Consider the following 21260-nt stretch of genomic DNA (forward strand, 5'->3'; position numbering starts at 1 on the left):
ATGTTCCTGATTTTCCTGCGCTCGCTCGTGTTCAACGTGCTGTTCTACGCCGTGCTAGTCTGCCTCGCGATCGTGGCGCTGCCGACCTTCGCATTGCCGCCGCGCGCCATGTTGACGGTCGCGCAATGGTGGGCCAAGGCGACGCTGGTCCTGATGCGCGTGGTCTGCAACATCAAGGTCGAATTCCGCGGTGTCGAGAACATCCCGCAGGGGCCGCTGGTGATCGTGGCGAAGCATCAGTCGTTCTGGGAGACGTTCGTTCTGCCCGGTTTCTTCAATCGTCCGATCTTCATCCTCAAGCGTCAGCTCATGCAGATACCGGTGTTCGGCCAGTTTCTGGTCAAGACCGGGATGATCGCGATCGACCGCAAGGCCGGCGTGAAGGCGCTCTTGGACATGACGCGGCGGGCGCGCGAGGCGGTGCGCTCGGGCAGGCAGCTCGTCATCTTTCCGGAAGGCACGCGCCGCGCGCCGGGCGCGCCGCCCGACTACAAGACCGGCTTTGCGCAGATCTATTCGTCCTGCGGCGTGCCGTGTCTTCCGATCGCGCTCAACTCCGGCCTGTTCTGGCCGCGCCGCACCTTCATGCGCTATCCCGGCACGCTCGTGGTGGAATTCCTCGATCCGTTGCCGTCAGGCCTGCCGAAGGATGAGTTTCTCTCCCGTGTGCAAACGGCCATCGAAGAGGCAACGAGCCGCCTCGTCGAAGCCGGCCGCAAGGAGCAGGAGCAATTGATCGGCGCCTCGCCGAGTTACGCGCCGTCGGAGAACTAGCGGCTCTCTCGATCGTCGGGAGCCGGCGCGTGGAGGGAATGCGCCTCCCCATGCAGCATGGTCGCAAGCTGATGCAGCTGGGTGTCGCGAAAGCCTTCGGCTTCGATCGCCTTCACCGTCGCGGTGACATAGTCGCGATTGGCGCCGGACTGTCCGTGGCCCTGGATGACATGGCGATGCTGCTCGGCGAGCGAGAGGCGGCCGGCATATTGCACATGGCCGCGGTCGACGACATAGGCGAGCGCGGAGACGCGCTGGCGCGCATCGTTCTCCAGCCACACCGAGCGCATCACCTCGCGATAGACCGAAGTGACCTGCTCGCGCGCCCGCAAATAGGCGACGACCTCGGTGCGGTTCTTTTCAGCGACGCGAAAGGCGATACCGCGGCAGGCGCCGCCGCGGTCGAGCCCGAGCACCAGGCCCGGCTTCTCCGGTGTGCCGCGATGGACGAAGGAATAGACGCAGAGCGCCCGGTGCTCGCCGACCAGCCGCGCCGGGACGCGCTCCTCGAAATCGAAGCCCGGTCGCCACATCAGCGAGCCGTAGCCGAACACCCAGAGGTCGCCCGTGGCTGTCGTGACGGAGGGGAGGGTGATTTCGGACATTTCGGGCACGGCTACCAGAACCGCGCCCCCAAAAGAAGCGAATTCTCCGCCTTTCGTCGGGGGCTGGCCTCGCTTACATTTGCCAAAATCTGGGGCCAAAGGGTCGCCGCATGTCCAATATGACCGTTGCCGCAGGCCGCCGCTCCCGTTGGGGCCTTTTCATTGCCCCCCTCCTCGTCCTGATCCTCGCCGTCGCCTGGAGCTGCTTCTGGTTCTACGCGGCCTCGCAGGCCGAAGTGGCCGCAGACGCCTGGCGGGCGCAGGAGGCCAAATCCGGCCGCATCTATGATTGCGCCAAGCGCTCGATCGCCGGCTTCCCGTTCCGCTTCGAGGTCCAGTGCTCCGGCGCCAGCGTCGCCCTGGTTTCGCAGAATGCGAGCAAGACGCCGTTCACGGCCAAGCTCGACAACATCCTGGTCGTTGCCCAGGTGTACGATCCCAAGCTCGTCATCGCGGAATTCTCCGCGCCGGCGACGCTGACCGACGGCGTCACGCAAAACACCTTCGTGGTGAACTGGAGCAAGGGCCGCAGCAGCGTGGTCGGCCTGCCCTCGGTGCCGGACCGCGCCTCCATCGTGTTCGACGATCCCAACATCAATCGTCTCGACGGCAGCATGCAGGTGCCGCTCGCGCGCGCCAAGCAGGTCGAGCTGCACGGGCGCCTCGCGGACGGCTCGCCGGCCGATCATCCCGTGATCGAGACCGTGCTCCATGTCGCGCAGGGCAGCATCCAGGGCGTTCACCCCCTGCTCGCCGAGCCGTTTGAGGCGGACACGCGCGCCAAGATCACGGGCCTGTCCGACTTGACGCCAAAGCCCTGGCCGCAGCGCTTCCGCGAGATCCAGGCCGCCGGCGGTCATATCGAGATCGTGCAGTCGCGGATCCAGCAGGGTGAGATGATCGCGGTTGCGGCCGGCACGCTCGCGCTTTCGGCCAACGGCCGGCTCGACGGCGAATTGCAGATGACGGTGACGGGCCTCGAGCGCGTGATCCCGGCGCTCGGCATCAAGAAGATGCTGGAGGAGGGCGTGCCGCAGGCTACGCTCGACCGCGTCGCACCCGGCATGAAGTCGCAGGACCTCAACAATCTGTTCGGCGCGCTCGACCGCGCCGTTCCCGGTCTCGGCAAGGTGATCAAGCAGAACGCCAATGCCGGCGTTGCCGCCGGCATCAATTCGATCGGCACCGAGAGCACGCTGGAAGGCAAGAAGGCGAGAAGCTTCCCGCTGAAATTCGTCGACGGCGCCGTGCTGCTCGGCCCGGTCAAGGTCGGCCAGATTCCGCCGCTGTATTAGGTGGCGTAGCTGCCGTAGCCCGGATGGAGCGAAGCGCAATCCGGGACGGTGCCAGCCGCGATCAAGAATCCCGGATTACGCTTGCGCTCCATCCGGGCTACGAACTCACGGCTTCTTCAGCGCACCATGCTGCCGACCGAAATCCGCGGCCGCCGAATCCTGGCCGATCTCGACGATGCCGCGGCGGATGGCGCGGGTGCGGGTGAAATGGTCGAACAGCGCTTCGCCGTCGCCGCGCCGGATCGCGCGGGTGAGTTTTGCGAGATCCTCGGTGAAGGTGCCGAGCATCTCCAGCACGGCTTCCTTGTTGGCGAGGAAGACGTCGCGCCACATCGTCGGATCGGACGCCGCGATGCGGGTGAAATCGCGGAAACCGCCGGCGGAGAACTTGATCACCTCGGACTCCGTGACCTGCGCCAGCTCGTCGGCGGTGCCGACGATGGTGTAGGCGATCAGATGCGGCAGATGGCTGGTGATCGCGAGCACGAGATCGTGATGATCCGGCGTCATCACCTCGACCTTGGCGCCCATCGCCGCCCAGAAGGCGCGCAGGCGATCGGTGGCGGCCGCATCGACACCTTCCGGCGGGGTGAGAATGCACCAGCGATTGATGAAGAGCTCGGCGAAACCTGAATCCGGCCCCGAATGCTCGGTGCCCGCCACGGGGTGCGCCGGCACGAAATGAATGGTCTTCGGCAGATGCGGCGCCATGTCCCTGACGATGGCGCCCTTGACCGAGCCGACGTCGGAGATGATTGCGCCGGGCTTCAGATGCGCGGCGATCTCCTGCGCGACCTCGCCGCAGGCGCCGACGGGAATGCAGAGGATGACCAGATCGGCATCCTTCACCGCTTCCGCATTGGTCGCCACGACCTGGTCGACGATACCGAGCTCCATCACCCGCGCGCGGGTCTTCTCCGAGCGCGCGGTGGTGACGATCTCGCCCGCAAGGCCCTGGAGCTTCGCAGCGCGCGCGATCGAGCCGCCGATCAGGCCGAAGCCGATCAGCGCAACGCGCTGGAAGTGCGGTGCGCTGCTCATTTGCCGGCCATGAAGTCGCGCAAGCCGTCGACCACGAGGCGGTTGGCCTCCTCGGTGCCGATGGTCATGCGCAGCGAATGCGGCAGGCCGTAATTCTTTAAGCCGCGCAGCACCAGGCCGCGCTTGGTCAGGAAGGCGTCGGCATCGTCAGCGGTCTTGCCCTTGTCGGTCGGGAAGTGGATCAGCACGAAATTGGCGACGCTCGGCGTTACCTTCAGTCCGAGCTTGCCGATCTCCTCGGTCAGCCAGTTGCGCCAGGTCTCGGTGAACTGCTTCGACATCGCCTGGTGCGCGGTGTCCTCGATCGCGGCGACCGCGGCATACATTGCCGGCGTCGACACGTTGAACGGGCCGCGGATGCGGTTGACCGCGTCGATGATGTGCTCGGGGCCAAACATCCAGCCGATGCGCAGCGCGGCGAGGCCGTGGATCTTGGAGAAGGTGTGCGTCACCACCGTATTCTCGGTGGTGGCGACCAGCTCGATCCCCATCTCGTAGTCGTTGCGCGAGACGTAGTCGCAATAGGCGGCATCGAGCACCAGCAGCACGTGCGAGGGCAGGCCGGCGCGCAGGCGCTTGACCTCGTCGAACGGCACATAGGTGCCGGTCGGATTGTTGGGATTGGCGAGCCAGACCAGCTTTGTCTTCGGCGTCACCGCCTTGAGGATGGCGTCGACGTCGCAGGTGAGGTTGGTCTCCTGAGCGACGACGTTCTTGGCGCCCACCGCCATGGTCGCGATCGGGTAGACCAGGAAGCCGTGCGTGGTGGAGATCGCCTCGTCGCCCTGGCTGAGATAGGTGTGCGCCAGCAGATTGAGGATCTCGTCCGAGCCGGCGCCGCAGATGATGCGGTTGGGGTCGAGCCCGAACGAGCGGCCGATCGCCTCGCGCAGCACGCGCGAGGTTCCTTCCGGATAGTCTTCCAGGTGGTCCGCCACGTGCTTGAAGGCTTCGATTGCCTTGGGCGAGGGCCCGAACGGCGTCTCGTTGGCCGACAGCTTGAACACCTTGCGGCCCGGCTCCGCCACCGGGCTCTTGCCGGGCGTGTAGGGCGCAATATCGAGAATGCCGGGATTCGGCACGGGGCGGGACATCTTGAACTCCGAGAATGGCGGGGCGCGGCGTGCGATTTACGATTTCGCCCCGGTCGGGGGCACCGTATAGCGCGTTGCGTGGCTGCCGACGAGGGCCGTGGAGCGCACCGAGGCCCCCGCCTCGATCAGGGCAGCCCTGATCTTGTCGATGCTGGTCGCACTCGTGACCGAGACAAGCAGCGCCGCGCCGTCGAAGGCGGTATCAGGCACCGCCACGATCTCGGCGAGCGGCGACAGGGCGCGCGCGACCTCGGCGTTCCAGCCGGAGACGCGGACGCTGAAGGTCTCGACCTCCGTCACCAGGGCGCTGTCGGCGACGCGCGAAATTGCGAACACCGGCAGTGCCGCCGGATGATCGTCGCGCTCGACGAAGGGCATCCGCGCGATGATCTTCGGCGCGCCTTCCGTTTCGAGCAAGAGCCACCATGGCGTGCGGCTCGACGTCGCCGACACCAGCGCCAGATCGCCCTTGGATTTCGCCACCGCCTCGACCGCGGCCTGCGCGCTGAAATGCGCGACGTAAGGCACCGTGAAGCCGAAATGGAAGCGCGCGGAATCGCGCATCGCCGGCTCGCTCGCCGAGATGTCGGCATGCACCGAGAACGGCGCCTGCACATAGGTGAACGTCGAGATGATGACGCGCCAGATGCTCTCGACCGTGTCGAGCGGCAGGATGCCGCGATGGCGCTGCACGATCTCGCGCATCATGGCGGCCTCGCGCGCGGGGCGGAACGCCGAGCCGACCTCCTGGGTCTGCTTCACCTGGATCAGGCGGTCGATGATGTCGCCGCGCTGCATCAGCAGGCGATGCATGCCCTCGTCGATCGCGTCGATCTCCTTGCGCAGTTCCTGGAGCGATGGTGGCGCGGGCGGACGTTGGGACATGTCTGGCTGTCGATGGTTTCGATGGGGGATGTCCTGATTAGGCAGTCGGGACGGCGAAAGCAAAGAGAAATCACGTCCTTTTCGGACGACGCGAGAGAGACGAATTGGGCCGATCCGGGCCGCGACTTGACGAAAACCGCCCAAGACGGTAGCTTTTGCCCGTTCCGTGGTCATTTGAGCCGGCCGGCTTGCAGCCACGTTAAAAAACTCGCTAAACAGGCCGGGGACGCTTCCGATCCCGGCCGAACCTATCGTTCAGGCCGGGTTTTTCATGGCCTGATGCAAGTGGCGATCACGCGTTTGATCGCAAACGAGGTCGATGGTCAGATGGGTGGCGTCAAGTCGATACCGAGTCCTGCGATCAGCGCCGACGAACGGTCGCACGAGGTGGATCATCCAAGCTCGCAGATCGCGCATTTCGGCGCCGAGCAGCCGCTGCGGCTCGATTGCGGCGTCGATCTCACCCCGTTCCAGATCGCCTACCAGACCTATGGCGAGCTCAACGCCGATCGCTCCAACGCGGTGCTGATCTGCCATGCGCTGACCGGCGATCAGCATGTCGCCAATGTGCATCCCGTCACCGGCAAGCCCGGTTGGTGGGAAACGCTGGTCGGCCCCGGCCGCCCCATCGATCCCAAGCACTACTTCATCATCTGCTCCAACGTGATCGGCGGCTGCATGGGCTCGACCGGGCCGGCGTCGATCAATCCTGCCACCGGCAAGGTCTGGGGCCTCGATTTCCCCGTCATCACCATTCCCGACATGGTGCGTGCGCAGGCGATGCTGGTCGACCGGCTCGGCGTCGACACGCTGTTTGCGGTGGTCGGCGGCTCGATGGGCGGCATGCAGGTGCTGCAATGGACTGCCGCCTATCCGGGCCGCGTGTTCTCCGCGCTGGCGATTGCCTGCTCGACGCGGCACTCGGCGCAGAACATCGCCTTCCACGAACTCGGCCGCCAGGCCGTGATGGCCGATCCAGACTGGCACGGCGGCGGCTATGCCGATCACGGCATCCATCCGCATCGCGGGCTCGCGGTGGCGCGGATGGCGGCGCACATCACCTATCTCTCGGACGCGGCGTTGCATCGCAAGTTCGGCCGGCGTATGCAGGACCGCGAGCTGCCGACCTTCTCGTTCGACGCCGAGTTCCAGGTCGAGTCCTATCTACGCTACCAGGGCTCGTCCTTCGTCGAGCGTTTCGATGCCAATTCCTATCTCTATCTGACGCGCGCGATGGATTATTTCGACATCGCCGCCGACCATGGCGGCGTGCTGGCAAAGGCGTTCGCGGGAATTGCGACCCGCTTCTGCGTGGTCTCCTTCACCAGCGACTGGCTGTTTCCGACCTCGGAATCGCGCGCGCTGGTGCACGCGCTGAATGCCTCGAGCGCGCGGGTGTCGTTCGCCGAGATCGAGACCGATCGCGGCCACGACGCCTTCCTGCTCGACGTGCCCGAATTCTTCGACATCTCCCGCGCCTTCCTGCAATCGGCGGGCAAGGCGCGCGGGCTCACCAGGGACGGCTAGTCATGTCTGTACAGGAAGTGCTGCCGTTGAACGGCGTCGCGACCGGATCGTCCGGCCAGTTTCGCGCCGATCATCTGCTGGTCGCCGAGATGGTCAAGCCGGGCTCGAAAGTGCTCGACGTCGGCTGCGGCGAGGGCGACCTGCTTCAGCTGCTGGAGACCCGCGGCATCGACGGCCGCGGCATCGAGCTGTCGCGCGAGGGCGTCAACCGCTGCGTCGCCAAGGGCCTTGCGGTGGTGCAGGGTGATGCCGACACCGATCTCGTCAATTATCCGGATGACGCCTTCGACTACGTGATCCTGTCGCAGACGCTGCAGGCGACGCGGCAGCCGCGCGTGGTGCTGGAGAATCTACTGCGCATCGGCCGACGCGCCATCGTCTCGTTCCCGAATTTCGGTTTCTGGAAGATGCGGCTCCAGCTCCTGGTCGGCGGCCACATGCCGCGCACCGAGAATTTGCCGGCGACCTGGTACGACACCGCCAACATCCATTTCTGCACCATCAAGGATTTCGTGCAGCTCTGCGACGAGATCAACGTCAAGATGGAGCGATCGGTTGCGCTCGATCTCTACGGCCGCCCGGTGCCGCTGAACCTGCCCTGGTGGGTGTGGAACATGTTCGGCGAGCAGGCGGTGTTTCTGCTCAGCCGCGGCGGCGGGAAGTAGTTTCCCGTAGCCCGGATGGAGCGGAGCGCAATCCGGGGCAGGTCGTGCCGCGCTCGAGAATCCCGGATTACGCTTGCGCTCCATCCGGGCTACAAAACGGAGCGTTTGGCGACGCCTTCGCTCTAATGCGCCGCCAGCGATCTGGGATCGCGCGCTGGCCAGCGGCCGGCCTCAACCAGCGCCACGAACCGCGCCACCGTCTCGTTGAACAGCGCGGGCTCTTCGAGATTGAGCACGTGGCCGGACTTCGGAAACATCGCGAGCCCCGCCGCGGGCAGATGCTTCTTCAGGAACAGGCTCGGTCCGAAGCATAGATCGTCCTCGTCGCCGCAGATGATCAGCGCCGGCGTCGATGCGCGCTTGATCGCATCCGTCATTGTGTAGATCGAGGGGCGGCCGCCCTGGAAGCCGCGCATCGTGTTTGCCGATCCCCTGGAATCGTGGCGCGCCAGCGCGGCGTAGAAATCGGCGTGGCCGCGGGGATCCTTCACCAGGAAGGGAATCCGGCTCGGCGCCTCGCGCGTGACCTTTGCGACCTCGACGGAGCCCAGCGTCTCGAACTGCTCGGCATTGGCGCGGCACTGCTTGCGCCAGGCCTCCAAATTCTCGATCTCCGAACCGGAGCCGACGCCGGCCAGCGTCATCGACAGCGCGCGCTGCGGCGCGTTGAGCCCGATCTGGAGCGAGGAGTAGGCGCCCATCGACAGGCCGACCAGATGCGCGCGCTCAATCCTGAGATGATCGAGCACCGCGATCGCATCGCTATAGAAATGCGTGTAGCTGTAAACCTCGCCTTCAGGCACGTCCGACGGCGTGTAGCCGCGGGCCGAATAGGTGATGCAGCGGTGGCCGCGCGAGAAGTAGCGCATCTGCGGCTCCCAATTGGTGTGGTCGGCCGCGAACTCGTGCAGAAAAATGATCGGCGTTCCCTGACCCGCTTCTTCGAAATAGATGCGGACGTCGTCCCTGGTCGTGGCGTGGGGCATTAACCGTTTCCCTCTCTTTAAGCCGCCCTTGCAGGATTGCAGTTAATGCTGTTGTCGGCAATGCGGCAGCCTCAAGCCAGTATCGGCACAAAATCATCGCAGCCATTCACCGGCGCGGCAGTCTTTTTCTCGCCACATCGGGCGGCTTAACGGCCAGACCGATGTCGGCCGTTGCACGGGCCGATTGGGAAGTGGGGTGTCAACGAAGGATGAAGAATGTTTGAGTTGTTTGCGTCTCGCCTGTCGCGTTGTGTTGTCGCGCTGGCGATCTTCTTCGCGGCGGTTGCCGCGTTCGTTTCTCCGGCCTCAGCGCGGCCGCATCATCGTCATAGCGCAGAGCGGCACGCACACGTGCACCACGCCAGACATCATCACTACCGCCACCATGCACGCAGCTCGCGCTTCGAGCGCAGCGCGGCGCAGTTGCGGGCGAGCGGATTCGCCGACACTCAGGCGAGCTATGATCCGAACGCCAATAGCGGCGGCATGGCCCACAACGCCATGGTTAACACCGCAACGGCCAATAGCGGCGGCTTCGGCGGCGGATCAAACCTCGTATCCGAGGCGCGCCGCTATGTCGGCGGAAATCCGACCGGGCGCGGCAGCCTGTGGTGCGCGCGTTTCATGAACTTGGTGCTGGAGCACACTGGCCATAAGGGCTCGGGCTCCGACATGGCGAGCTCGTTCGCGCGTTACGGCACCCGTGTCTCCGGCCCGCAGGTCGGCGCCATCGCGGTGATGTCGCGCGGCCGCCGCGGCGGTCATGTCGGCATCATCACCGGCATCGACGCGCAGGGCAATCCGATCATGATCTCCGGCAACAACGGCAACCGCGTCCGCGAAGCGCCGGTCTCGCGCGGGCGGATCTATGCCTATGTGATGCCGAACTGAGGTGAGGTGCGTAGGGTGGGTTAGCTAGCGGTCACGCGAAGCGCGGTCCGCTGGCGTAACCCACCTCTTCTGTTTCTGCGGTGACAGACAGTGGTGGGTTACGCCTTCGGCTAACCCACCCTACGAAGCTCACACCAGCTTCGGCTCTTCCAACGCGATCGCATCGCCGACGCCGATCTCGCCACCTTCGATCACCTCGGCATAGATGCCGCAGTCCATGTGGCCGAGATTGCGCGAGAGCGTCGGCGGTATCTCGAGATCGCGCTTGGCCGTCACCGGGTCGACATTGGTGGCCGGGCAGCGGACGATGCGCTTGACCACTTTCAGGCGCGCCGCGCCGATCGCCAGCGTCTGGCCGACGAGATCGAGCTCCGACCAGGCCGGCCAGCCCTTTACATAAAGATTGGCGCGGAAACGCAGGGGATTCACGGCGGTGCCGCCCAGCATTGTCTCGATGGCGCGGACGCTGCCGAGATTGATGATGGAGACGACCTTGCGGGCGAGGTCGGAGAAGCTGTGGTCGCGGCCGGACAGCAGCTTCGGCGGGCCCTTTAGCTCCGGCTGAAAGTTCTCCGCGAAGTACCTCTCGATGGCGGCGCGCCCGGCGGCGCTCTCGAGGTCGCCGCTGGCGACGGTCTGGCCGTCCCTGCGGATGGTCAAGACATTGGTGGCGTCGTCGAACCGGCTGTCGAGCTCGGCAAGGCGCTCATTGCGCGCGAGCATCAGAAACTGGATTTTCGGCCTCCACTCGGGCCGTTCGGGATCAAAGCCGCTCGGACCGTTCTCGATGGCGTAGCGGCGGTCGGCGGGCAGGGTCTGGCCCGTCCGCAAGGGGGCGCGGTGCAGGAGCTCCGGTGTCAGGCCCTTGATCGGGTAGCGGTAAAGGCCGGTGATCTCGGCGGTCTGGCTGGCTGTCATGCCGCTACTTAAGGGATTCGACCCGGCCCCGCCAAGCCGGCGGATCAGCGCACGAAATTGTGAACTGGCCTCTTTCGCATCCGCAACCTGCTTCCCACATCTGCCTCAGGCCGGCGGCAACGTCGGCAAAAACACGACCGTTACCGGTTGAGAAACGTCAATGCGGTAATCGGAAACCCAATGAAGATGCCGTTTGGAGTGCCTTAGAGGGCTCCAGGGGCAGGCCGAGGGACAGAAAAGATGAATATCGACAAATACACCGAACGCTCCAGGGGCTTCGTCCAGTCAGCGCAGTCGCTCGCGATGCGCGAGGGGCACCAGCAGTTTTCCACCCTGCACGTGCTCAAGGTCCTCTTGGACGATAATGAGGGCCTCGCTTCCGGCCTGATCGACCGCGCCGGCGGAAATTCCCGTGCAATCCTGAAGGCGACCGAGGATGCCCTCGGCAAGGTGCCGAAGGTCAGTGGCGGCGGCGCCGGCCAGATCTATCTGGCGCCCGAGCTCGCCCGCACTTTTGATGCCGCCGAAAAGGCCGGCGAGAAGGCTGGCGATAGCTTCGTCACCGTCGAGCGGCTGTTGCTCGGCCTGACGCTGGAAAAGACCAGCGAGGCCGGCACCATCCTCGCCAAGGGCGGCGTCACCCCGCAAAACCTCAATGCGGCGATCGAGGCCCTGCGCAAGGGCCGCACGGCCGACTCGGCCACTGCCGAGAACGCGTACGACGCGCTGAAGAAATATGCCCGCGACCTGACCCAGGCCGCGCGCGACGGCAAGCTCGATCCGGTCATCGGCCGCGACGAGGAGATCCGCCGCACCATCCAGGTGCTTTCGCGCCGGACCAAGAACAATCCCGTCCTGATCGGCGAGCCCGGAGTCGGCAAGACCGCCATCGCAGAAGGGTTGGCGCTGCGCATCGTCAACGGCGACGTGCCGGAGAGCCTGAAGGACAAGAAGCTGCTCTCGCTCGACCTCGGCGCGCTGATCGCGGGTGCAAAATACCGCGGTGAGTTCGAGGAGCGGCTGAAGGCCGTACTCCAGGAGGTGACCGCGAGCGAGGGAAATTTCGTCCTCTTCATCGACGAGATGCACACGCTGATCGGCGCCGGCAAAGGCGACGGCGCGATGGACGCCTCGAACCTGCTCAAGCCCGCGCTCGCCCGCGGCGAGCTGCACTGCATCGGCGCGACCACGCTCGACGAGTACCAGAAGCACGTCGAGAAGGACGCCGCGCTGGCGCGGCGCTTCCAGCCGATCTTCGTCAGCGAGCCCTCGGTTGAAGATACCATCTCGATCCTGCGTGGCCTGAAGGACAAGTACGAGCAGCACCATGGCGTGCGGATCACCGATTCCGCACTCGTGGCCGCGACGACGCTGTCCAACCGTTACATCACCGACCGTTTCCTGCCCGACAAGGCGATCGACCTCATGGACGAGGCGGCTGCGCGGCTGAAGATGCAGGTCGATTCCAAGCCGGAAGAGCTGGATTCGCTCGACCGCGAGATCATCCGGCTCAAGATCGAGCAGGAAGCTCTCAAGAAGGAAAGCGATCCCGGCTCCAAGTCCCGTCTTGAGGCGCTCCAAAAGGAGCTCGCCGAGCTCGAGGAGAAGTCCGCGGCGCTGACGGCACGCTGGAGCGCGGAGAAGAACAAGCTCTCCAACGCCCAGAAGCTGAAATCGGAGCTGGACGCCCTGCGTGTCGATCTCGCCGACGCCCAGCGTCGCGGCGAATTCCAGAAGGCCGGCGAGCTGGCCTATGGCCGGATCCCGCAGCTCGAGAAGCAGCTTGCGGATATCGAGGCGCGTGAAGGCTCCGGCGAGATGATGGAGGAGGCGGTCACCGCCAACCACATTGCCCAGGTGGTCTCGCGCTGGACCGGCGTGCCCGTCGACAAGATGCTGGAGGGCGAGAAGGAAAAGCTCCTGAAGATGGAGGAGCAGCTCGGCACCCGCGTCGTCGGCCAGGCCGAGGCCGTGCGCGCGGTCGCAACCGCCGTGCGTCGCTCGCGCGCGGGCCTGCAGGACCCGAACCGCCCCACGGGCTCGTTCATGTTCTTAGGGCCCACCGGCGTCGGCAAGACCGAGCTGACCAAGGCGCTCGCGGAGTATCTGTTCAACGACGAGACCGCGATGGTCCGCCTCGACATGTCCGAATACATGGAGAAGCACTCGGTCTCGCGGCTGATCGGTGCGCCTCCGGGCTATGTCGGTTATGACGAAGGTGGCGCGCTCACCGAAGCGGTGCGGCGCCGGCCCTATCAGGTGGTGCTGTTCGACGAGATCGAGAAGGCGCATCCCGACGTCTTCAACGTCCTGTTGCAGGTGCTCGACGACGGCCGCCTGACCGACGGCCAGGGCCGCACCGTCGACTTCCGCAACACGCTGATCATCATGACCTCGAACCTCGGTTCGGAATTCCTGGTGAACCAGCCGGAGGGCGAGGATACCTCGGCCGTGCGCGAGCAGGTGATGGCAATGGTGCGCGGGCATTTCCGCCCCGAATTCCTCAACCGCGTCGACGAGATCATCCTGTTCCACCGCTTGCAGCGGAGCGAGATGGGCCGGATCGTCGAGATCCAGTTCGCGCGGCTGCAGAAGCTTCTGACCGATCGCAAGATCGTGCTGACGCTCGATGCTGCCGGCCGCGACTGGCTCGCCGCCAAGGGCTGGGACCCCGCCTACGGCGCAAGGCCGCTGAAGCGTGTGATCCAGCGTCACGTCCAGGACCCGCTCGCCGAGATGATCCTGGCCGGCGACATCAGGGACGGTGACAGTGTCGCGATCTCGTCCGAAGGCAACGTCCTGACCTTCAACGGCAAGGCGCCGCAGACCGCCGAGATCACCCAGTTCGAGGCGCCGGTGGCGAAGCGGAAGCTGAACTGAACGCGGGCGGTCGCCGATAAACATTATCGCCCCGGAGAGGTCAACCTCTCCGGGGCGAATTGTTCTTGCCCGGCTTGCCCGCCGGCCGATCGCTATTTTCTCGTCACCTTGTAGATCGCGTTCTCGATGTCGGACGAGAAATAGATCACCCCGTTCGCCCCGACCGCCACGCCTGTCGGAATGTTGGTCGGCAGGCCGCCGGGTGCGCCCGCGAGGCCGATCGGGAGATTGGCCGCGATCTCGGTGATTTTGTCGCTTTCCGGCACGATCGCGATCAGTCGCTTGGCGCCGACCTCCGCGACGATCAGCGTGCCGTCGCTGCCGAGTGCGATGCCTTCGGGCATTTTCAGCTCCTTGGCGACCACGGTCTTTTCGCCGTTGCTGTCGATCCGGGACACGGTGCCTGCAAAGGCCTCGGTGACGTAGACCTCGTCGGTCTTGCCACGAACGAGCCCGACCGGGCCCTCGAGGTCGCCGATCAGCGTGGTGCGGTCCTTGCCGTGCTCGCCGCTCACCTTGACCAGCGACTTGGTGCCGAGCTCGGCGACCAAAATGCCGCCATCGGCGAGCACGATCGCATCGTGCGGCGCCTTGAAGCCATGCAGCATGTCGCGCGTCGCGCCGGTCTTGGCGTCGATCACCTGCACCGTGCCCGTGAACCAGCTCGACAGCACCACGTCGTTGCCTCGCGCCGTCGCGCTCATCGGATATTCCAGCGTGGTGCCTGCGGCGTGCATGCGCGCCTTTTCGGTGACCTCGCCGGTTGCGCCGTCCACCGTGCGATAGGCGAACACGTCGGCGAGGTGGATCGTATCCTTGCCGTTCTCCGAGGTGACGCCGATGCCGCCGGGCAAAGCGAGCTTGCCGATGATGATCTGCTTGGCCTGGCCGGTCGCGGGATCGACCTCCTGAATGCCGTTGTCGGCCATGTTGGAGACGTAGATGCGGTCCTTGTCGTCGATGGCGAGATTGTCCAGCGACGGCTTCAATTGCGCGACCATGGTCTTGGCGCCCGATTTGGGATCGACCCGGACGAGCTGGCCGAGTGCGGTGTCGACCACAAAGAGATTGCCCTTGGAATCGAAGTTCACTGCGGCCGGGACCTTGAAGCCGTCGGCGACGACCGTCAGCTCGGCCTTGTCGACGTCGACTTTTGCGACCTGGCCCTTGAACCAGAGCGGACCATAGAGCTTGTCGTCGGGACCGAACTCGAAGCCGTTGAGGCCGCCCATCTTCTCCATGATCTGGCGCGGCGGTTTGACGCCCTCGATGTCGATCTCGTAGAGCGTGTCGCCGAGGAAGACAGTGGTGGCGTAGAGCCTGCCATCCTTGCGGAAAGCCAGCGAGTTGATGCCGGGAAGGCCGCTGGCGAGCTTCTTGATCGGGCCGTCGCCCTTGCGCGCATAGAGATCGCCGGTGAGGAATCCGGTCCAGGCCATGGTGCCGTCGGGCGCGAACGCGATGTCGTCGGCCATTCCGATCGGCGAGGGGATTGCAACCTTGGCGGTACCGCCTGATAGGTCGACCTCGTACAGCGCCGCGCCGGCGACGCTGCCGGCGAACAGATGGCCGGCCTTGTCGATGCCGAGCCCATGCACGCCATGGAATGCCGAGCCCTGGACCAGCTTGGTGACCTCCCAAGTCTCGGCCGATGCGCTCGTGGTGGCGAAAAGGGCAGCGACGAATGCTGCGCAGGCGAGCCTGTTCTTCATGGCGAGACCTCCCGTTTTTTGGAAAGTATTCGCCCCTGGTGCCGCTTTGGCAAACGAAACTTGACGTTGAGACGCCGCCAAGCGGGGCCTCGCGCGAGAACGTCGAATTCGGATCGTCTCTGGAGATGTCCGGCCGATGTCGGCCGGTTGCAATTAGCGGTTGCTGACCTGCAACGGGCCGCCGGTCGCATCCGACATGCGGGCGATGGCGCCGCCGCGGCCGCTCATCATGCCGTCGAGCCGGTCGCGCTCCTTCTCGAAGCCTGCGAGCATCGGGCCCTCGAGCGAACGGCCGCGCGGCAGCTTCACGCGCATCGGATCGACGAAGCGGCCGTTGACCAGGATCTCGTAATGGACGTGCGGCCCGGTCGACAGGCCGGATGAGCCGACGAAGCCGATCACCTGGCCCTGTCGCACCTTCTTGCCGATCTCCATGCCCTTGGCGAAAGCGGACATGTGGCCATAGGCCGTCTCGTAGCCGTTGTTGTGCTTGATGCGGATATATTTGCCGTAGCCGCCTTCGGGGCCGGCCTTCTCGATCACGCCGTTGCCGGAGGCGAAAATCGGCGTGCCGTAGGCGGTGGCCCAGTCGACGCCGGTGTGCATCTTCACATAGCCCAGGATCGGGTGGCGGCGGCCGCCGAAGCCGGAGCGCATGATGGCGTTGTTGACGGGCTTTCTGACCAGGAATTTCTTCGCGCTCTTGCCGGTCTCGTCATAGTAGTCGACCACGCCGTCGTCGGGGCTCTGGTAGCGGTAGTATTTCTTGGTCTCGCCGCCGACCGTGAGAGAGGCGAACAGCACGTCGTTCTTCTCCGTCGACGTCACGCCCTCGTCCTCGCCGGCGTAGAACACGTCGAAGGAATCGCCCGGCTGCACCTTGCGCTGGAAATCGACGTCGTAGGAGTAGATCTTGATCATGTCGTCGATGACCGGCATCGGCACTTTGTTGCGCATCGCGGTCTCGTAGATGCTCTGGTAGAGCCGCACGCCGGAGCCGTCGTCATCATCGTCGTCGTCGCTGCTGGCGCTGGCCGCAGCATCGGCGACGGTGTTCATGCTGGAGACGTCGACCGCGACGTATTTGCCGAGATCGGACAGCGCCGCGATCGCCTCGACCATGGTCTCGTTGGCGACGACGACGCGATAGGGCTGGAGGCGGGCGCCAGGACTCGCCGGCGCCATCAGGATGCGGAGCTTCTCGCCGTCCTTGAGGCCGCCGTCGCGGCCGCGGGGGCCGAGCGTTGCGGTGATCGCCTTGATCTCGTCGGCGTTTGCGCCGAGATCGCGCAGCACCGAGGCGACGCTGTCGCCCTTCTTGACCAGATGGACGCGTTCGCCGTTGGGATTGCCGCCGGTGATCTGCTCCTTGGTCTTGGGCAGTAGCGTGACGTTTTCCGGCACCACGCGCGTCTCGAAGCCGGCATAGGGATCGGACGGCGAGGCTTCGGCGGCGTAGGCGCTTCTGATGTCCGATGGGCCGGTCGCGCCGGAGACGTCGGCTGCGGCATTGGCGAGCGAGGCGTAGCGCACCCCGCCATTGCCGCGCCAGTTGGCGGCATCGCGCACCCGCATCAGGATGTCGTCGAGCGCCACGACCGCGGAAATCTTGGCTTTCGGCAGCACCGGCGACAGGTCCTTGGTGACGAAGGACACCTCGGCGTCGGGCTCGACCGCTTCGGGATTGTTGGGATCGTCGGATGCGGTCTTCGGATCGGAGCCGACGTCGGTGAGCAGGCGCTGGGCGTTGAACGGCGGGATCTTCGCCGACAGGTCGCTCGTCGTCATCGACAGATTGCCGGCGATCCGGACGAACGGGCGCACCCGCATCACGTCGCGGTTGCCGACGCGGGCCACCGTGGAGACGCGCATGATGTTGCGGGACGCCGTGGATTCGCTCGGCGGCGGCAGGCGGTCGCTCTTGTGCAGCGTGGCGGCGCGATCGGCGGCTCCGAATGCACCGCGCAGCGCGCCCTCGACCCGCTCCGGCACCTTGGCGAAGGTCATCTCGCCGTCGAGCGATGCGAAAACGGCGCCGCCGATCAGGGCTGCGCCGCAGAGTCCGGTCAAAATTGTCCCGCTGAACCATTGCACAGAGACGCGGCGGCGGTCGATTACGGCGGCTTCAGAACCATCGACGGACAGCGGCGGCTCGTGGCCGAGATCGATGATCCCGGTCTCACGCCCGTAAGCGCCGCGTGAAGTCCTGTGGTTCAACGCAAGTCCCCCAATCAACGACCCAAGATACCCGCTTTCGAACCTTGTCCTGGTCGCCCTCTTGAAGGGGGATCGCCGGAAAAGGCAAGCCGCGCAGGCGCCCGTGCTCAGAAGGCCCCTCGGATGGGGCCGGCCGAAATTACGAACAGCTGGACGGGTGAAGCTCTCTCGATGTCTCTCGAATGTCGGAGGAAGGCCGCGTCATCTGCAAGATCGCCTTCCTCTGACCCCATGAAAACCGCCGGCAGCCCCCACTGGCATCCCTGCGATTCAAGCTTGTCTCTTATCAGAACGCCGCGGGATTGTGGCTCAAGTACGGCGCCTGTCATCGAAAAAGTTTCCTGAACGGCCGGAGGGCGGGGGCCTCCCGAGAGGGTGCTGCAAGCCGCTTCCCACCGCGAAGGTATTACGGTAAGCCGCCCCTCAAGCCCTCCCCAAGTACCCTGTGTCGATCCCGACCCGCGCGCTAATCGACTCGCCAAGCCGTTCCCATGTGGCTTCCCAAGTGGCTTGCCAGGTGCCTTGCCAGGTCGCTTCCCAGTCCCCACCCACAACCCCTCCCAGGTCGGCTCCGGAGCCCCCTGGAGCCCAAACTTTTTTCAAGTTTTTTCACCGTCCCGATCGGATCGACGCATCCGCGGTCCTTATAACCATCTGGAAACACGTTGTTTTTCGCGACAATCCACCGTGCGACGATTTGTTGACAATGGGCGTTGACAATCCCGAGTGCGGGGGCCTATAACCCGACCACTGAGCGCGGCGCCGCCGGGTCACTGACCAAGGCGAGCGAACGCGCCACTGATGCTCCTCACCTTGTTGAGTGACACAACAGTCGACGTAAGTCGATTGGAGTTCATCCATCGTCGGTAAGGGTGTCGGAACCCTTCCTCTCAGGAAGGTTGAGACCTCCACGGTCTCGGGCTGTTTGACAAGTGAAGATGAAGAAAGAGAAACGTGGACGGCGGAGTCCTTGCGGGTCTCGCTCCTGAAAAGCTTCGGCTTTTCTGGTCGGGACCGGACGAAAGACTTCGGCGGTACACGTTTCAAAGGAAACACCATCGTTGCCCGCGATGTGAATCGCAGGCAGCACATCGACTTCGGTCGATAATGGTGGGACCTCGTCAAACGTTGTGATCAGCCGGTTCAAAGTTCAAGTCCAACTTGAGAGTTTGATCCTGGCTCAGAGCGAACGCTGGCGGCAGGCTTAACACATGCAAGTCGAGCGGGCGTAGCAATACGTCAGCGGCAGACGGGTGAGTAACGCGTGGGAACGTACCTTTTGGTTCGGAACAACACAGGGAAACTTGTGCTAATACCGGATAAGCCCTTACGGGGAAAGATTTATCGCCGAAAGATCGGCCCGCGTCTGATTAGCTAGTTGGTGAGGTAATGGCTCACCAAGGCGACGATCAGTAGCTGGTCTGAGAGGATGATCAGCCACATTGGGACTGAGACACGGCCCAAACTCCTACGGGAGGCAGCAGTGGGGAATATTGGACAATGGGGGCAACCCTGATCCAGCCATGCCGCGTGAGTGATGAAGGCCCTAGGGTTGTAAAGCTCTTTTGTGCGGGAAGATAATGACGGTACCGCAAGAATAAGCCCCGGCTAACTTCGTGCCAGCAGCCGCGGTAATACGAAGGGGGCTAGCGTTGCTCGGAATCACTGGGCGTAAAGGGTGCGTAGGCGGGTCTTTAAGTCAGGGGTGAAATCCTGGAGCTCAACTCCAGAACTGCCTTTGATACTGAAGATCTTGAGTTCGGGAGAGGTGAGTGGAACTGCGAGTGTAGAGGTGAAATTCGTAGATATTCGCAAGAACACCAGTGGCGAAGGCGGCTCACTGGCCCGATACTGACGCTGAGGCACGAAAGCGTGGGGAGCAAACAGGATTAGATACCCTGGTAGTCCACGCCGTAAACGATGAATGCCAGCCGTTAGTGGGTTTACTCACTAGTGGCGCAGCTAACGCTTTAAGCATTCCGCCTGGGGAGTACGGTCGCAAGATTAAAACTCAAAGGAATTGACGGGGGCCCGCACAAGCGGTGGAGCATGTGGTTTAATTCGACGCAACGCGCAGAACCTTACCAGCCCTTGACATGTCCAGGACCGGTCGCAGAGATGTGACCTTCTCTTCGGAGCCTGGAACACAGGTGCTGCATGGCTGTCGTCAGCTCGTGTCGTGAGATGTTGGGTTAAGTCCCGCAACGAGCGCAACCCCCGTCCTTAGTTGCTACCATTTAGTTGAGCACTCTAAGGAGACTGCCGGTGATAAGCCGCGAGGAAGGTGGGGATGACGTCAAGTCCTCATGGCCCTTACGGGCTGGGCTACACACGTGCTACAATGGCGGTGACAATGGGATGCTAAGGGGCGACCCTTCGCAAATCTCAAAAAGCCGTCTCAGTTCGGATTGGGCTCTGCAACTCGAGCCCATGAAGTTGGAATCGCTAGTAATCGTGGATCAGCACGCCACGGTGAATACGTTCCCGGGCCTTGTACACACCGCCCGTCACACCATGGGAGTTGGTTTTACCTGAAGACGGTGCGCTAACCCGCAAGGGAGGCAGCCGGCCACGGTAGGGTCAGCGACTGGGGTGAAGTCGTAACAAGGTAGCCGTAGGGGAACCTGCGGCTGGATCACCTCCTTTCTAAGGATGATCCTTCAGCGAGCTTCGGCTCACTATCGGATCGTTTTAGAAACATCAGTGGCCAACAATCGTCAGGATTGTTGAGCTGCATTGGCGGGATTTCGCCGTCTTCGTTTCTCTTTCTTCGCGGACGAACACGCGCTGGGGCTGCAAGCTTGCAGGATCCCTGGTCCTTGACTGGATATGCGTTAGGGGCTTGTAGCTCAGTTGGTTAGAGCGCGCGCTTGATAAGCGTGAGGTCGGAAGTTCAAGTCTTCCCAGGCCCACCACTTTCATCGAGTGAGCATTCGTCTTCTGGTTACGGGGCCATAGCTCAGCTGGGAGAGCGCGTGCTTTGCAAGCATGAGGTCGTCGGTTCGATCCCGTCTGGCTCCACCAGATGGTTTGATCATCGACTGATCGTGCACCTAAATCGTCCGCGAAACATCACTTCGCATCTTGCTAGTCTGGATAGACAGCAAGTTGCGTGATTTCTGACATCGTAAAGAGGAGATCGATCCGAGTTGGATCGTGCAGCAAGCAATTGCTACGCGAGACTTCATTATCTCCGGATCATTTCGGCGCTCGTGCGTCTTTCAAGGGTAGCTCACAAGGCTGCTCTGGAGAGACAAGCGAGTTGTAAATGATCCTTTTAGCGAAGCTTGACCGCCTCGCTATCGGAACGATCTTACGAAGCAAGCTGGTCTTTCTAATCATTGTCCGGCTGCAGATAGCGTTCATCAAGGGCGCGTGCCGCAAGGTAATTCTGCAGACAACATTCTGCCGAGTGTGTGGACATTGATAATGAGAGCAATCAAGTGCCTTAAGGGTGTTCGGTGGATGCCTTGGCGCTGAGAGGCGATGAAGGACGTGCTACGCTGCGATAAGCCGTGGGGAGCTGCGAAGAAGCTTTGATCCATGGATTTCCGAATGGGGAAACCCACCTTCGATAGCCGGAACTCCAAGACCTTTGTCGAAAGACAACGGTGTGGGGTTCGATCAGATAATGTGAGAAGCCAGGCCTTTAGATTTCGATCGAAGAGGTTTTGGATTTCCGGTTATCAAGAGAAGGTATGAGACTTCTGAATACATAGGAGGTTTCAAGCAAACCCAGGGAACTGAAACATCTAAGTACCTGGAGGAAA

14 protein-coding genes, 2 tRNA genes, 2 rRNA genes and 1 riboswitch (1 of these 19 only partly in view) are annotated in these 21260 nt (G+C 63.6%); of the genes, 10 read left to right on the forward strand and 8 right to left on the reverse strand.

All coding sequences use genetic code 11. The features are described 5' to 3' along the window. Complete coding sequence (locus tag GA0061098_RS20990; RefSeq protein ID WP_091960278.1) at positions 1-774, forward strand: lysophospholipid acyltransferase family protein; 774 nt, start codon at positions 1-3, stop codon at positions 772-774. Here GA0061098_RS20990 and GA0061098_RS20995 read toward each other — a convergent pair. Further along, complete coding sequence (locus GA0061098_RS20995; RefSeq protein ID WP_165637500.1) at positions 771-1379, reverse strand: gamma-glutamylcyclotransferase; 609 nt, start codon at positions 1377-1379, stop codon at positions 771-773. The genes GA0061098_RS20990 and GA0061098_RS20995 overlap by 4 nt on opposite strands. Before the next feature lie 110 nt (positions 1380-1489). On the opposite strand from GA0061098_RS20995, the gene GA0061098_RS21000 reads away from it, so the two are divergent. Then, positions 1490-2674 (forward strand): DUF2125 domain-containing protein, encoded by a 1185-nt coding sequence (locus GA0061098_RS21000; protein WP_091960284.1) that lies wholly within the window; start codon positions 1490-1492, stop codon positions 2672-2674. Between the two features lie 105 nt (positions 2675-2779). On the opposite strand, the gene GA0061098_RS21005 is transcribed toward GA0061098_RS21000, so the two are convergent. From GA0061098_RS21005 to GA0061098_RS21015, 3 genes are read right to left on the reverse strand one after another with little or no spacing between them, the layout of a single operon-like run. Beyond that, on the reverse strand, positions 2780-3715 hold the full coding sequence (locus GA0061098_RS21005) for a prephenate/arogenate dehydrogenase family protein (protein ID WP_091960287.1): 936 nt from the start codon (positions 3713-3715) through the stop codon (positions 2780-2782). Next, complete coding sequence (gene hisC, locus GA0061098_RS21010; RefSeq protein ID WP_038948510.1) at positions 3712-4809, reverse strand: histidinol-phosphate transaminase; 1098 nt, start codon at positions 4807-4809, stop codon at positions 3712-3714. Before hisC ends, GA0061098_RS21005 begins: the two co-directional genes overlap by 4 nt. A gap of 36 nt (positions 4810-4845) precedes the next feature. Continuing rightward, positions 4846-5694, reverse strand: a complete 849-nt coding sequence (locus tag GA0061098_RS21015; RefSeq protein ID WP_091960290.1) for a chorismate mutase — start codon at positions 5692-5694, stop codon at positions 4846-4848. A 156-nt stretch (positions 5695-5850) separates the two neighbouring features. Then, positions 5851-5930, forward strand: a riboswitch (SAM riboswitch). A 91-nt stretch (positions 5931-6021) separates the two neighbouring features. Here GA0061098_RS21015 and metX point away from each other — a divergent pair. Together metX and metW are read left to right on the forward strand one after the other, a co-directional pair. After that, complete coding sequence (metX, locus tag GA0061098_RS21020; protein WP_091960386.1) at positions 6022-7221, forward strand: homoserine O-acetyltransferase MetX; 1200 nt, start codon at positions 6022-6024, stop codon at positions 7219-7221. Between the two features lie 2 nt (positions 7222-7223). Beyond that, positions 7224-7886 carry a methionine biosynthesis protein MetW gene (metW, locus tag GA0061098_RS21025; protein ID WP_091960292.1) on the forward strand — a complete coding sequence of 221 codons (663 nt, stop codon included), beginning with the start codon at positions 7224-7226 and terminating at the stop codon, positions 7884-7886. 122 nt (positions 7887-8008) lie between these two features. Here metW and GA0061098_RS21030 read toward each other — a convergent pair whose 3' ends face one another. Then, on the reverse strand, positions 8009-8872 hold the full coding sequence (locus tag GA0061098_RS21030; protein WP_091960295.1) for an alpha/beta fold hydrolase: 864 nt from the start codon (positions 8870-8872) through the stop codon (positions 8009-8011). Between the two features lie 216 nt (positions 8873-9088). On the opposite strand from GA0061098_RS21030, the gene GA0061098_RS21035 reads away from it, so the two are divergent. Beyond that, entirely contained in the window at positions 9089-9763 is a 675-nt protein-coding gene (locus GA0061098_RS21035; protein ID WP_091960299.1) for a TIGR02594 family protein, read from the forward strand. Positions 9764-9892: 129 nt separating this feature from the next. On the opposite strand, the gene GA0061098_RS21040 is transcribed toward GA0061098_RS21035, so the two are convergent. Further along, complete coding sequence (locus GA0061098_RS21040) at positions 9893-10681, reverse strand: MOSC domain-containing protein (RefSeq protein WP_091960304.1); 789 nt, start codon at positions 10679-10681, stop codon at positions 9893-9895. Positions 10682-10921: 240 nt separating this feature from the next. On the opposite strand from GA0061098_RS21040, the gene clpB reads away from it, so the two are divergent. Next, positions 10922-13561, forward strand: coding sequence for an ATP-dependent chaperone ClpB (clpB, locus tag GA0061098_RS21045; protein ID WP_091960307.1), 2640 nt, complete (start codon positions 10922-10924; stop codon positions 13559-13561). Between the two features lie 92 nt (positions 13562-13653). On the opposite strand, the gene GA0061098_RS21050 is transcribed toward clpB, so the two are convergent. Then, positions 13654-15273 carry an NHL repeat-containing protein gene (locus tag GA0061098_RS21050; RefSeq protein WP_091960311.1) on the reverse strand — a complete coding sequence of 540 codons (1620 nt, stop codon included), beginning with the start codon at positions 15271-15273 and terminating at the stop codon, positions 13654-13656. 153 nt (positions 15274-15426) lie between these two features. Next, positions 15427-17490 carry a M23 family metallopeptidase gene (locus GA0061098_RS21055; RefSeq protein WP_038948503.1) on the reverse strand — a complete coding sequence of 688 codons (2064 nt, stop codon included), beginning with the start codon at positions 17488-17490 and terminating at the stop codon, positions 15427-15429. Between the two features lie 1157 nt (positions 17491-18647). Here GA0061098_RS21055 and GA0061098_RS21065 point away from each other — a divergent pair. From GA0061098_RS21065 to GA0061098_RS21080, 4 genes are all read left to right on the forward strand, one after another. Then, a 16S ribosomal RNA gene (locus GA0061098_RS21065) occupies positions 18648-20136 on the forward strand. 192 nt (positions 20137-20328) lie between these two features. After that, positions 20329-20405, forward strand: a tRNA-Ile gene (locus GA0061098_RS21070). Positions 20406-20438: 33 nt separating this feature from the next. Continuing rightward, positions 20439-20514 (forward strand) — tRNA-Ala (locus tag GA0061098_RS21075). A gap of 413 nt (positions 20515-20927) precedes the next feature. Continuing rightward, positions 20928-21260 (forward strand): 23S ribosomal RNA (locus tag GA0061098_RS21080); its annotated part runs 2532 nt beyond the window's last position; the annotation flags it as partial.

Source organism: Bradyrhizobium shewense (assembly GCF_900094605.1).
Taxonomy (GTDB): Bacteria; Pseudomonadota; Alphaproteobacteria; order Rhizobiales; family Xanthobacteraceae; genus Bradyrhizobium; species Bradyrhizobium shewense.